We start from the raw sequence: 13,133 nt of genomic DNA, 5'->3' as shown, positions 1-13,133 counted from the left end.
TCGGAATGAAGGGACCGGTTCCCTTGTCCCGCGGCCTGAGGGACGGGCAGGGAGCCCCGCCCTACGCCCTCCCCTGAGGTTCTCCGGAGGACGGAGCCCCCGTGAAGTGAAAGACCACGATCGCCAGGGGCGGAAGGGTGAGGGGGAGCGAGCAGGGCAGGTTGTGGCAGGGGATCGTTTCCGCCTCCATCCCGCCCTTGTTGCCCATGCCGCTTCCGCCGTAGACGGTCGCGTCGCTGTTCAGGACCTCGCGCCAAAAGCCACCGCAGGGGACCCCCACCCGATAGCCCTCGCGGGGCACCGGCGTGAAGTTCGCTGCGCAGAGGACGTATTCGTCCTTGCGCTCGCCCATGCGCAGCCAGACGAGGACGCTCTGCTGCCAGTCGGTGCAGTCCACCCACCGGAAGCCCGCCGGGTTGAAATCCCGCTCATGGAGCGGGGGGTACCGCTTCAGCGCGCCGTTCAGGTCGCGCACCCACTGCTGGATGCCGCGAAACTCCGGCTTGTCCAGGAGGTGCCACTCGAGCGCCGCGTCGTTGTTCCACTCCAGACCCTGCCCCAGCTCGCAGCCCATGAAGAGCAGTTTCTTGCCGGGGTGCGTCCACATGTAGCCATAGAGCAGGCGCAGGTTCGCCCGCTTCTGCCACCAGTCGCCCGACATCTTGTTCATGAGAGAGCGCTTGCCGTGCACCACCTCGTCGTGGGACAGGGGCAGCATGAAGTTCTCGGAGAAGGCGTACCAGATGCTGAAGGTCAGCTGGTTTTGGTGCCAGGCGCGGTAGACGCTCTCCAGGCTCATGTAGTCCAGGGTGTCGTGCATCCAGCCCATGTTCCACTTCATGCCGAACCCCAGCCCGCCCAGGAACACGGGCCGTGTGACCATGGGCCAGTCCGTGGACTCCTCCGCGATGGTCTGGACGTCGTGGAACCTCCCGTAGAGCTCGCGGTTCAGGTCCTGGAGCAGGGAGATGGCCTCCAGGTTCTCGCGCCCGCCGTAGACGTTGGGCGTCCACTGCCCCTCCTTGCGGGAGTAGTCCAGGTACAGCATGGAGGCCACGGCGTCGATGCGCAGCGCGTCCGCGTGGTACTGGTCGATCCAGAAGGCGGCGCTCGAGATGAGGTAGCTGCGCACCTCGTTGCGGCCGTAGTTGAAGATGTAGCTGCCCCAGTCGGGGTGGTAGCCCTTGCGCGGGTCCTCGTGCTCGTAGAGCGCCGTGCCGTCGTAGCGGGCCAGGCCAAAGTCGTCGGTCGGGAAGTGGCTGGGCACCCAGTCCAGGATCACGGCGATGCCGCTCTGGTGCAGGGCGTCCACCAGGGCCATGAAGTCCTCCGGCGTCCCGTACCGGCTCGTCGGGGCGAAGAAGCCCAGCATCTGATACCCCCAGGAGCCGTAGAAGGGGTGTTCCATCACGGGCAGGAACTCCACGGCCGTGAAGCCCATATCCGTGCAGTAGACGGGGAGCTCCTCCGCCATCTCGCGGTAGGAGAGGGAGAGGCCGTTGTCCCAGTGGCGCCGCCAGGAGCCCAGGTGGACCTCGTAGACGGACCAGGGGGCGGAGAGGGAGAGGTTCTTCGGCCGGGCCCGCATCCAGTCGCCGTCGCCCCATTCGTACTCAGGCCAGTGGACGACGGAGGAGGTTCGGGGCGGCACCTCGAAGGAGCGCGCGAAGGGGTCCATCTTGTCCTTCTCCTCGCCCCGGCTGTTCCTGAGGTGGAACTTGTAGAGGTCCCACCTCTTGAGGCCGGGGACGAAGCCCTCCCAGATGCCGCTCCCGTCCCAGCGGGGGGAGAGCGGGTGGGCACCGGGGGTCCAGCCGTTGAAGCCGCCCACCACGCTGACCTCCTGGGCGTTGGGCGCCCACACGGAGAACGCCACGCCCTCCGTCCCGTCCTTGTCCGCAAACCTCTGGGCTCCCATCTTGTTGTAGAGGCTGTAGTGGGTCCCCTGCTTGAACAGGAAGATGTCGTAGTCGGTCAGGGGGGAAACACCGTAACGCACTGCGTTCTGCTGTTTCATGGCCGTCTCCTTCCTCGTTTTCGGAACAGCTGACGGCAGCGTGCGAAGGAACAGCTGTGCCATGAGCCCTTTCTTTAATCCCGCCGGAAGCGGTCTGGCACTAAGGAAACCCTGATTAAGTCGTTGAGAACTGTCAACCGTATGGGCTCCCTTTAGTGGCTGAAACTTCATCAGGCCGCGCGAAGCGCGTGGGGATTGGGGCGTAGCCCCATTTTAATTCAACCCATAGTGGGACAGGCGCCGCTTCACCTCGTCCCGTCCCAGGTGAACGGCCACGTCGAAGATGCCGGGGCTGACCTTCATGCCCGTCAGCGCCCAGCGCAGGGGCATGGCGCAGTCCTTCATCTTCACGTTGCGCTCGGCGGTCCAGCTCCGCGCAAAGGCCTCAAGGCCCGCGGGCGTCCAGTCGGCCAGGCCCGTCATGGCGGAGAAGAACTCCTTCAAGAGCCCCCGCTCGTCCGCCGTGAGGGCACTGCCGTCCCAGCGGGCCTTCACCGGCTCGAAGGACAGGAAGTAGTCCGAAAACTCCGCCATCTCCTTGGCCGTGCGGCCGCGTCCCTCCATCAGGGTGAGGGCCCCGGCCAGCCACTCGTCGCCGTGCTCCTTCACCGGCAGCCCCATGGCCTCCCAGAAGGGGCGCACCATGGCGAGGCGCGTCATGGGGTCCAGCCGCTTCAGGTGCTCCTGATTGATGAAGTTCAGCTTGTCCACGTCCAGCACCGCGGGCTTGCGGGTGACGCGCGACAGCTCGAAGAGGTCCGCGGCCTCCTGGCGCGTGAAGATCTCGTGGTCGTCGCCGGCGGACCAGCCCAGGAGCGCCAGGAAGTTGAACACGGAGTCCGGCATGTACCCCATGTCCCGGTACTCGTAGACGCTCGTGGCCCCCAGCCGTTTGCTCAGCTTCTTCTTGTCCTTGCCCAGGATCATGGGCAGGTGGGCGAAGCGCGGCGTTTCCCACCCCAGGGCGCGGTAGATGAGGATCTGCTTTGGCGTGTTGGAGATGTGGTCCTCGCCCCGGATGACGTGGGTGATGGCCATCAGATGATCGTCCACCACGACGGCGTAGTTGTAGGTGGGCATTCCGTCGCTCTTGATGAGGACGATGTCCTTGAGCTTTCCGGTGTCCTTCTCCTTCAGCCCGTCGCTCATGCTCTCGATGCGCCCGTAGACGCAGTCGTCGAAGGACACGTCCTGCCCGGGCTCCACCTTGAAGACGATGGCCTCCCCGTCGCGGTAGGCCCTGCCCTCGTCCAGCAGTTGCCGGGCGTACTGCCGGTACAGGTCCAGTCGCTCGGACTGGCGGTAGGGACCGTAGTCGCCGCCCCGGTCCGGGCCCTCGTCCCAGTCCAGCCCCAGCCACCTCATGCCGGACATGATGGTCTCCTCGTATTCCTTCGTCGAGCGGGCCCGGTCCGTGTCCTCGACGCGCAGGATGAAGCGTCCCCCCGTGTGGCGGGCCCACAGCCAGTTGAACAGGGCGGTGTGCCCGCCCCCGATGTGCAGGGCCCCCGTTGGGCTGGGCGCAAAGCGCACCCGCACGTTTTTGTTCTCCGTCATGATCCTTCCTCCAATGTCCACAGCGTGGATTCGGCACGGCCGCTCCGGCGGCGCTCGTGGCCGGATGCGGCGGATATCCTCTATAATGGTATCTTAAAAGATTATAGCGCAAGTGGGGAAGGGCCGTGAAGCCCCCGACGGGAGGGGGCCGGTCCCCGAAAGCGCTTTGGACGGAGGTCTCTGGGGTTCGATGCACGACAGCATAGGCGACAGGATAGACGAGAGGATCGACGCGGGGCGGGACAGGCTTCTGATCGTGGATGGGCACGGCCTGGCCTACCGGGCCTTTTACGCCATGGAGCGTCAGGAGCTCAGCGCGCCGGACGGAACGCCGACGGGCGTGCTCACGGGCTTCATGAACATGCTGTCCTTCGCGGAGGAGGAGGTGAGGCCCCGCGCCGTGGCCGTGGCCTTCGACGCGCCGGGCCCCACGTTCCGCCACGAGATGCTGCCCCAGTACAAGGCCACGCGCAAGCCGAGCCCGGAGGAGTTCAAGGCCCAGGTACCCCTGCTTCAGGAGCTGCTGCGCCTCATGGGGTACCCCCTGCTGATCCAAAGCGGCGTGGAGGCGGACGACGTCATGGCCTCCCTGGCCCTGAGGGCGACGGAGAAGGGATGGCAGGCGGTGCTCCTCTCGTCGGACAAGGACCTAATGCAGGTTCTGAGGCCAGGGGTCCTGATCATGCGGCCCCTCAAGAGCGGCGTCTCGTCGGCCGAGATCTACAGCGTCGCCGACTTCGAGGCGGAGAAGGGCTTCTCCCCCTCCTCCGTTCCAGACTACCTGGCCCTCCTGGGCGACAAGGCGGACAACGTGCCGGGGGTGGACGGCATCGGCGAGAAGACCGCCGGGGAGCTGATCTCCCGATGGCCAACGCTGGAGGCGGTCTTCGACGGGCTGAGCGAGGTCCGACCCGCCGTGCGAAAGAAGCTTGAGGCCTCCGGCCTCGAAGCGGCTCAGCGGTCCCGCGACCTCATCCGCCTGCGCCTCGACGTTCCCCTGGACCTCGATCGGTGCCTCAGTGCCCCTGCGGACCCCGCCGCCGCGCTGGCGCTCGCGGAACGTCTGGCGCTCAGGAAGGTGGCCCGCCGCATCATGGCGGGGCCGACCCAAGCGGCTCCTGCGGCGGGGCCGGAGGTCCGGTTCGTGCCCCTGGCGGAGCTGGCGGAAGCCTGTTGTACCCAGGGGCCGCCCGTCCTGGCCATGGCCCCCCTGCAGGACGGGCGGGTGCAGGTCGCCGCGGAGGACGGCAGGGCCGCGGACTGCTCCGGGGAGGAGGCGCTGGCCCTCCTGGAACGGGTGCGACCGGCGGAGCTCCTGCTATACGACGGCAAGGCGATGGCCGCGCGCGGCCTGACGGTCCCGGAGGTCGGGGTGTGGGACCTGCGGACGGCGCACTACCTGCTGCACCCGGACGTCGCCGAGAAGACGTTCCCGTCGCTGATTGCGGAGGGGGAGGCCCCGGCACCCGCGCTCTTCCGGCTGCGGCAGGGGCTGGACGCGGCCATCGCCCGACACCATGGGCTGCGCGACGTGATGGAAGGGATCGACCTGCCCCTCATTCCGGTCCTGCTCAGAATGGAGCGCTGGGGCGTGCGGCTGGACCCCTCCCGCTTCGCTGCGCTTCAGGAGGAGCTGGCGGATCGGATCCGCGCCATCGAGGTCCAGGTGGAGGACATGGCGGGGACAGCCGCCAACCTGAACTCGCCGAAGCAGGTCGCGGACCTCCTCTTCGTCCGGTTGGGCTTCGCGCCGGAGGGGAAGACCAAGGGAAAGACGGGCTTCTCCACCAGTGCGGCCGTGTTGGAGCACCTGGCCCGCCTGCCCGGAGGCGAGGTGCCCGCCCTGCTGCTGGAGCACCGGGAGCTCTCGAAGATGCAGAGCGGATTCGTGGTGCCGCTTCAGAAGGCGGCGGAGGAGGGGGAGGGCGTCATCCACACCACCTTCGAGCCCGCCCTCACGGGCACGGGACGCCTCAGCAGCCGGGACCCCAACCTGCAGAACATCCCCGCCTTCGGCCAGTGGGCGGAACGCATCAAGCAGGGCCTCGTCCCCGTGCGGGAGGGAAACGTATTCGTGGCCGCGGACTACTCCCAGATCGAGCTGCGCGTCCTGGCGCACATGTCGAGGGAGCCCCGCCTCGTCGAGGCCTTCCGGAACGGGCGGGACATCCACCGGGAGACGGCCTCCTGGGTCTTCTCCATGGCGCCGGAGTTCGTGACGCCGGAGCTGCGGCGCGTGGCGAAGATGATCAACTTCGGCCTGCTCTACGGGATGAGTGCCTTCGGCCTGGCGGAACGGCTGGACATGCCCCGCGGGGAGGCCTCCATGATCGTGAAGCGCTACTTCGAAGCGCTGCCCGGTGTGCAGAGCTTCCTGAAGGACATCGTGAAGGAGGCCCACGCGGCCGGCTTCGCCCGCACGCTGGCGGGGCGGATTCGGCCCGTGGACGAGGTGACCGCGCCGGGCCGGGGAGGGCTGGACCGGGTGCTGGTGAACACCCCCATCCAAGGCACGGCGGCGGACATCGCCCGCAAGGCCATGGTGGACTTCGACCGCGCGTTCCGCCACGACGGGGAGGTGCGCCTCTTTCTTCAGGTCCACGACTCGCTGGTCTGCGAGTGCCCCGCCGCCAGGGCGGAGGAGGTGGGGCGCTCGCTCCGGGAGATCATGATGAACGCCGCCACCCTCTCCCTGCCCCTCGAGGTGCAGCTGAAGACGGGGAGCTCCTTGGCAGAGGCGTAGGGCCGAAACAACCCCTCACGCCCCCTTCGGGGAGCCTGAAAAACGCGCTTCTTCATTTTTGCCTCCCCTGAAAGGGGAGGTGGTCCGCGTCAGCAAACCGGAGGGGCATCCTCTGAAGTCGAGGCGTTCAGTTTCCGAGCCCGCTACGTTTATCTAGTCCCGGTTTCCCGCACCCGGTCCGGAGCGCAGCAGCTTCCATGCGATCGTGGAGAGCAGCACCGCCCCCAGGAGCAGAAGGCCCCACACCAGCCGACGCTGCCATTCGCCGTCCGGACGGTCGCGGCCGGCCCGCAGGCCCTCTCCCGCCGGACTGGGGTCCACGGGCACGCCGACCTTCGCCTCCACGGCGGCGCTCGGCCGCACGTCCTGAAGCAGGTACGGGCTCTGCAGCTCCAGGTCTTTTCGGGCGCTGCCGTAGGCCAGTATCCACGGGGCCCGGCCCTGGGCCAGAAAGTACAGGGTGCCGGAATGCCATCCCACCCTCAGCCGGGGCGGCGCCGCGGAGAAATCCCGATCGAAGTCCAGACGCCAGTAGCGGTCTTCACGCCGGCCAACGCTCATGGCGGCATTCGTCCGGAGGGTCCCCGCCTCGCGCACCCTGAAGAGCACCGCCGACCCGGCGGCGCGCCACGGCGTCCCCGGGTCGGGGCGGGAGGAGCAACGCGCCCCATACAACCCCGACTCCTGCAGGACGAAGTCGAGCTGCGTGACGGGGAACGCCCCACCGAGGTCGTACTCCACCGCCCGGTGGTCCGGGGTGGCCACGCCGTCGAACTCGGCGCTCCCGTCCTCGGACGCCCTCCGCTGCAGCAAACGGGAACAGCGCACCTCCGCAAGCGCGAAGGTCGGGTCCACGCCGCGCACCCTCAACAGAAGGTAGCGGCCTGGACGCCGGGGCAGCTCGATCTCGCTTCTGTCGAGGCGCGCGTCCCCCCTGCGGAGTCGGAGCAGGGGCATGTCGGAACACACCGCGTTCCAGTCCCGCAGGTTTTCGCTCTGGAGGACGTCGGCCTTTGCGTTCAGTGCCGCCTCCCCGGCGGTCTGGAGGTTCAGCCGGTACGAGCCTGGAGCCCCGCCCGACGCGATGGCGGCGAGGTCCAGGAGATAGCTGCGGTCGGCCCCGCCATCGTGCGGGCGCCGTTCCCGAAGCGCGACGATGCGGCCGTCCGCGTCGACCCGAACGGAGAGGTCCGCGAGCAAAGCCCTCTCCGCGCCCCCTCCGTCCTCTTGAGGGAGCTCAAAGAACGGCACGGACGCCTCGACGCGCGCCGGCGGCGCTTCGGAGTTCGCGGCCTCCGAGATCACGACGAAGGGGACGACCTCTCCGGTCGAGTCGAAGACGGCAAGGTCGCAGTTCTGAGACTGAACCAGCCCGCCGTAGACCTCCTGAGGGATGGAGACCCTGCAGAACGCTCCGCCAAGCTCCTGCCCCGTCAACTCGTTCGCATGAACGAAATCTTCCAGCAAAACCGGCTTTTGGGGGATCGCGCCCCAGGCCCCGCAGGGCAGCAGGAAGATCAGCACCAGCAGGAATGTCGCTGCCCGACGCGCCGGCAACTCGCTCCTGAGCATCGTTCTCACTCCTTCCCTTGATCTGCAACCGTCTCCCTGGGAGGCAGCGGCGCGGCCCAGCCGATCAGCAGAAACAGGCCTCCCAGCACCAGAAAGGCAAAGATACGGGTCAGGGTAGCGCTGCGGTTCAGATCGACGAGCAACAGTTTGACCATGTCCGCGGCCAGCAGCCCCGCGCCCGCACGCCAGAGCGAACGGCTTCTCAATCGCTTCCCCTGAAGGATACCCGCGAGGCCAAGGACGCCCCACAGGATGGCGACGATCCCCTGACAGTGCGACGTCCTCAGCACCATCCAGATCGAGGTAAAGGCCTCGCCCGAGTACCACCACGCCGCCCGCGCGGCGACCTGGTTGATCCAGACGAACAGGAACCCGCAGAGCCCCTGCCGCAGGGGACGGGACGGGCGGCCGTCCTTGACGAAGGAACAGCGGAACCAGAGGACGCAGGACAGGATGAAGATCGCCTGCCACAGTTCGAGGGGGTTCAACAGGGGGACGAACAGCCCGCCGACGGCGGTCCCCTTCCACTTGAAGCTGTCGACGAAAGCGGGCAGTTGCAGCAGCAGGGGAAGCGCTGTGGCAAAGGCCAGGGATTTGGGGCTCCCCGCGAAGGCCGAGCGCTCCCGCGCCCGCGACACGTGGAGCAACAGCGCCGCCAGGGGCAGGAGCGAGAGCAACTGCGCCCAGTCCCCTCCCCAGCGGAACCCCCATTGCTCCAGGGCCATGTCGGCCAGCCTCAGCCCCACGAGGATTGCGGCGAAGTGGAAGATTTCGATGCCTCGAAAGCCGGCCTTCGTTTGGTACAGCAGGCGAAGCGACGGCCCGATCGTCGCCGCGTAGACGATGGCGCTCGCCGTCAGGCTGCGCCCGATGCCGAAGAAGTCCAGGGTCACGGGGCGCAGGACGAAAGGCAGCGTCTCGAAGACCCAAAGGATGCCGGCGATCAGCGGGCCGAACAGGAGGAGTTGGGCCGCACGCCAGTCGAGGCGCAGGGAGGTCCAACAGGCGGCCAGGGCGGTCAGGCAGACGACCGGGAAGGCCGAGAGCCAGGGGAGCCCTATGCGGGGCACCTGGTCGCCCATGGTCCCCCACCACCACAAGGCCCCTGTACCCGTCAGAACCCAGGATAAGACGACGCAGGCCGAGTGTACGTTTGAACGGAGAAAGTCCGACGCCTGGCGTTCCCATCGGGTTCCATGAGGGAGGTCTTCCTCCCGCAGCCGGAAGCGCATAACCCAGAAGCCACTGCACCAGAGGGCGGCAGCGAACAGGACGCCGCTGGCGAGGATCGGGCTCAGCGCCGAATCGACCGTCAGGTCGACCCGAACCAGTTCGGGGGCGTAGAGGCAGAGGGCCCCGAACTGCAGAAGAATTCCGCCCAGCAGGGCTTTCAGGCTTCCGTAACGACAGGCTGCGACGACCAGGAACGCCCCTTCGGCCGCCCACACGGCGGACGAGAGCACGCGCTCGAAGGCGTAAGGGAGGACGAGGTTCGAGAACAGGATGCTCAGCGCGGCAAAGAGGCGCCAGACCACGGGCTGATACCGCTCCCCTCTTTGGCGCAGCCAGACCCCTAAGATCAGGTACCACCCCCCAAGCCCCAGGCAGGTCGAGGCCGTGCCGTAGGCGAGGTGTCCCGCTGCGTGGGACTGCAGGAAGAAGAAGACGAAGGGGACGAGGACGGTCAGGGGCATATCGGCGGCATCGAAGGGCTCCCCTTCGGCACGGCGCATCGCGAAGCGAAGCGTGATCAGCGTGTAGGTTGCAAGGAAGATCAACAGGAAGGGCTCCACCGCAGAGAGGAGATCGGGCCTCCAGTTGCGCTGACCCCAGAACAGGGCGATGCCGGCGGTGAGGAGGAAACCCATCCGGTTCAGGAGGCGCCAGCGGCGTCGGAACGCGATGACCAGGATCTCGAAGTTCAACAGCGTGCAGATGGAGAAGAGCGTTACGGGATGATTACGGGCGCCCGCCTGAAGCAGGTGGGGGGCGGCAAAGCCGCCCAAGATCGCAAAGAGCGCCAGGGGCTCGTAGTCCTGCGCCAGTGCCAGGACGACGGTGACGACGGAGAGGAAGAGCATCGCCCCAACGGCCGGCCCCTCCGGCAGGATGGGCACGTTGGTGGAGGCCGAATGGAGTTTCGCGGCAGCCAGCACGACGAGGTAGAGCACGCCCATGCCGCCTCCCTGAAGGACCAGCGCGTAGGCACGACGCCTCAGCCTCATACGAAATCCGAAGGCCACCATCAGGAGTCCCGTGACGGCGGCACCCGTCAGGCGCATCTCCAAGGTCAGCAGGCCGAGGTGGACCGCGTAGCTGAAGAGCAGGCCGAACCCTACGAGGAAGAGGAGCACGCCCGTGCAGACCCAGATGTTCCCCTCGTCGATCAGCCAGGTGAGGAGGCGGGACCACGCGACGGCGACGGAGCCGGGTTGGCGGGACGACGAAACGCCGTCGCGGGCACCGTTGGCATCGTTGGGGTCGTTGAGACTGTTGAAATGGAGGGCTGCTGCTGCGACGGGGAGTTCCTCGACGGCGGGCTCCCCAGGCGTCTCCCGGAGCGTTTCGGAGGGGCCCGGCGTCTCAAGAGAGACTTCCGGCGCCTTCGGAAGCTCAAGGTCGATGGGCAGCACTTCTTCCACGGAAAGCTCGACGGAGGGCGGCACCTCCGGCAGCGGCAGCTCCTCGGACAGGAGGTCGGCAGAGGGCTGCACCTCGGATAGAGGCATGACGGAGGGCTGTTCCTTCGAGGCTTCTTGCGGAATCGAGCTCTGCCGCATCGCGTCGAGCGCCTTCTCCAGCGCCGTGATGCGGCGGCTCAGGCGTTCCGTTCCATCGCCTATCTTCTCCAGGATCAGGAACGGCGCCAGGATCAACCAGAAGATCGCAAGCACCAGGAGAACCAGCATGGCTCTGAACCTCGCTTTCCTTAATTTTTTCTATATTGATTATACGACGACTGCCGCCCTTCTGCATGTCCGGTCGTGCTTCCCTCGGTCCCAAGGGCGCGTTGGGGCGTGGCGTTAGACGACAGAGCGCCCCCTGCAGGGGCGCTCTGTCGTCTGCCTCCGTATTTGAACCGGGGGCTCAGGAAGGCTTCAAGCCATGCCTGTTTTTTCTCGCTGGATTGCTTTCCGCAAACAGTTTCAACCTTGGTTTTAACGACTGGCGGAGGACAGAGGATTCACATAAAATTCAAGAATCCTCTGTCTATCAATAGTTGTGTTCAAGTTTTGTTCCAAGGTACCCGCTTTTGTACCCGTATTGTTATCTGGCTGAGCGGCGCGAGAGGGTGCAGGCGCCCAAGATTAGCTGATTAAAAATTTATGAAGGGAATGCCCCCCATAGCCACGGAGCTATCCCCAATAGAACCCCTTTATGCGCATGAATTCAAAAAGGTCGATACAATGAGCCCCTAAGTCTGCTGCGACGTCAGGGATTTTTATTGCGCTTGACGGTTGGTTGCGGTTGCGGCTCCCCTTTGGCAACTCCAAAGTGACGATGGCGCCACCCCTCGCCAAAGCTGCGGCAACAAGCCACGGGTCTGCAATATCAAACTCATGCCAGCGTTTTATGGCATTTTGTTTGTAAAACCCACAATTCCCAATATGCGGCAGAACCTTATCCGTATACTGCTTAAAAACCTCGACGTCGTTCCGCTGAAGCAAATGGACCCCTTTAAGTTCTTTAAGCCACGTAGCGAGATCGTCACCCCCATTCATTATTTCTTCCCGCACGATATCCAACAGAAGGACATCCTTATGCCCCATCACGCCCTCAAGTTGTCTCCAGAAACCGGGCGCAAAATCACGAGCGTAATATTGCCTTGCGGCTGTCATAAAGCAGTTAGAATCAAGCAAATAATCTTCCGATCTCATCGCGCCGTCCCCGCCATATCCACCAACTTTTCAAAAGCGTCGCCTCTGGCTTTTGTCAATCGATAAGCCTCTGTGTACGGCGTCTCACCGCTTCGCACACTGGCGGCCAATGCCCTGAGAAAGTTGTGATCCAGGCGACTGCCCATGGTGTTGTAAAAGTTTCCGCCACCGCCTTGTTTCACCTTGTATCCCGACCTCCACTCTTTCGTGAATGCTTCTATGAGGCCGGCATACTGAGTGCGCGTTATCTTGTGATGGTCCAATGCTCGGCGGGCAATGACGAACGGACTGCATTTAAAGTAATCGGCCAATGCCTTTGCCTTTTGCGCCGTGCTGCCTGCGGCATTCTCCCAACGTCTCTGAAAATCTGCCGATGGTGCCAAAAGTTCCGCGGCCACGGCATTGCAGAGCTGCTCATCCGAAGTGGGGTCCTCTTGGTTGTCCGGCATGGCGTTGAACAGGCTTTTGTTGCCAAGCCAGATGTGCGTGGTTTCGTGCGCGAGAGAGAACAAACGTCCTGCGGCAGTATCAATGGCGTTGATAAAGATCAAGGGGACGTAGTCATTTAACAGCGTGAATGCACGAAACTCGGAGAGATTAAGTGGCCTGTGAGTATTCCCTCCGACGATCCCGTTCATCATGACCAGCACACCGACTTCCTGCAGCTTTTCGCGAAAAACCCTGAAGGCCTCAGAGGTGTCGGAGACGGCATTGTACCACTGCGTATCAAGCCCCAACGTACCGCGGATGTCCCGGACGATGGCGTTCTTATCGTCTTGATGATCCTTGAAACGTCCCACAAAGGGCAGCCTGTCTCGTCCTTCCGCCCGGCAAAAATCGGACATCCAGTCTTGGATGTCTGTCATGGAACTGATGGTGTCCAGTAGATCGCGGCTTGCTTGGGGAATGGGCGAACTGCCAACAGTACGGTATTCCGCCAAAGGATTCTCATCTTCCGGCGGTGTTTCCATGAAGAAGTATCCGAAGGGAATGTGTATCTTCCTACTGAGTTCTGCCACCTTGTGGAATGTCGGAGTCTTACGTCCCTCCCTCCATGCCGTTAAGGTGTCCACAGCGTCTTGGGGCGCAAGAGCATTGGAAAGCTGAGACAACACCCAGTCCAGGATTCCAGGATTTATACTCACTTCAACTTTCGGCATCTTACGCACCCCCTCTCGTCCTTTTTAGAATAGCACTGGGTCCGCGAAAATACCTCTGTAAAAAATAAAAAACGCAATCTGAATCATGGAGGTTAGAAAGAAAGTTGGTTTGCCCTATCCCGCCCCCGCCAGGAGCAGGGCTGCAAGAAAAGAGAGAGCGAGGCGCTTGAGCATGAGAGCAAGACCTCCTTTTAACTTCCCCTTGC

At 64.6% G+C, this 13,133-nt stretch carries 7 protein-coding genes; 1 reads left to right on the top strand and 6 read right to left on the bottom strand.

Annotation, left to right across the window (positions count from 1 at the left end; genetic code table 11):
• Positions 1-61: 61 nt before the first annotated feature.
• Together glgB and gltX are read right to left on the bottom strand one after the other, a co-directional pair.
• Positions 62-2,017, bottom strand: coding sequence for a 1,4-alpha-glucan branching protein GlgB (glgB, locus tag ACO41U_RS02015; protein WP_485941278.1), 1,956 nt, complete (start codon positions 2,015-2,017; stop codon positions 62-64).
• A 213-nt stretch (positions 2,018-2,230) separates the two neighbouring features.
• A complete protein-coding gene (gene gltX, locus ACO41U_RS02010) occupies positions 2,231-3,574 on the bottom strand; it encodes a glutamate--tRNA ligase (protein WP_485941277.1) in 1,344 nt (447 codons plus the stop codon).
• A gap of 190 nt (positions 3,575-3,764) precedes the next feature.
• On the opposite strand from gltX, the gene ACO41U_RS02005 reads away from it, so the two are divergent.
• Entirely contained in the window at positions 3,765-6,317 is a 2,553-nt protein-coding gene (locus ACO41U_RS02005) for a DNA polymerase (RefSeq protein WP_485941276.1), read from the top strand.
• A 153-nt stretch (positions 6,318-6,470) separates the two neighbouring features.
• Here ACO41U_RS02005 and ACO41U_RS02000 read toward each other — a convergent pair whose 3' ends face one another.
• From ACO41U_RS02000 to ACO41U_RS01985, 4 genes are all read right to left on the bottom strand, one after another.
• Positions 6,471-7,889, bottom strand: a complete 1,419-nt coding sequence (locus tag ACO41U_RS02000) for a DUF3999 family protein (protein WP_485941275.1) — start codon at positions 7,887-7,889, stop codon at positions 6,471-6,473.
• A 5-nt stretch (positions 7,890-7,894) separates the two neighbouring features.
• The gene (locus ACO41U_RS01995) at positions 7,895-10,798 is read right to left on the bottom strand and encodes a DUF2339 domain-containing protein (protein ID WP_485941274.1); all 2,904 of its coding nucleotides are present in this window, start codon (positions 10,796-10,798) and stop codon (positions 7,895-7,897) included.
• Between the two features lie 447 nt (positions 10,799-11,245).
• A complete protein-coding gene (locus tag ACO41U_RS01990; protein ID WP_485941273.1) occupies positions 11,246-11,767 on the bottom strand; it encodes a DUF4411 family protein in 522 nt (173 codons plus the stop codon).
• Positions 11,764-12,927 carry an ImmA/IrrE family metallo-endopeptidase gene (locus ACO41U_RS01985; RefSeq protein WP_485941272.1) on the bottom strand — a complete coding sequence of 388 codons (1,164 nt, stop codon included), beginning with the start codon at positions 12,925-12,927 and terminating at the stop codon, positions 11,764-11,766. Before ACO41U_RS01985 ends, ACO41U_RS01990 begins: the two co-directional genes overlap by 4 nt.
• Positions 12,928-13,133 lie beyond the last annotated feature (206 nt).

The organism is Fretibacterium sp. (assembly GCF_057312375.1).
The sequence above is the reverse complement of the archived record's forward strand: the minus strand, read 5'-3'. Positions and strand labels throughout refer to the sequence as shown.

Excerpts from the sequence above, each read along its gene's own strand:
- glgB (WP_485941278.1), bottom strand. The coding sequence starts at position 2,017 with ATGAAACAGCAGAACGCAGTGCGTTACGGTGTTTCCCCCCTGACCGAC.
- gltX (WP_485941277.1), bottom strand. The coding sequence starts at position 3,574 with ATGACGGAGAACAAAAACGTGCGGGTGCGCTTTGCGCCCAGCCCAACG.
- ACO41U_RS02005 (WP_485941276.1), top strand. The coding sequence starts at position 3,765 with ATGCACGACAGCATAGGCGACAGGATAGACGAGAGGATCGACGCGGGG.
- ACO41U_RS02000 (WP_485941275.1), bottom strand. The coding sequence starts at position 7,889 with ATGCTCAGGAGCGAGTTGCCGGCGCGTCGGGCAGCGACATTCCTGCTG.
- ACO41U_RS01995 (WP_485941274.1), bottom strand. The coding sequence starts at position 10,798 with ATGCTGGTTCTCCTGGTGCTTGCGATCTTCTGGTTGATCCTGGCGCCG.
- ACO41U_RS01990 (WP_485941273.1), bottom strand. The coding sequence starts at position 11,767 with ATGAGATCGGAAGATTATTTGCTTGATTCTAACTGCTTTATGACAGCC.
- ACO41U_RS01985 (WP_485941272.1), bottom strand. The coding sequence starts at position 12,927 with ATGCCGAAAGTTGAAGTGAGTATAAATCCTGGAATCCTGGACTGGGTG.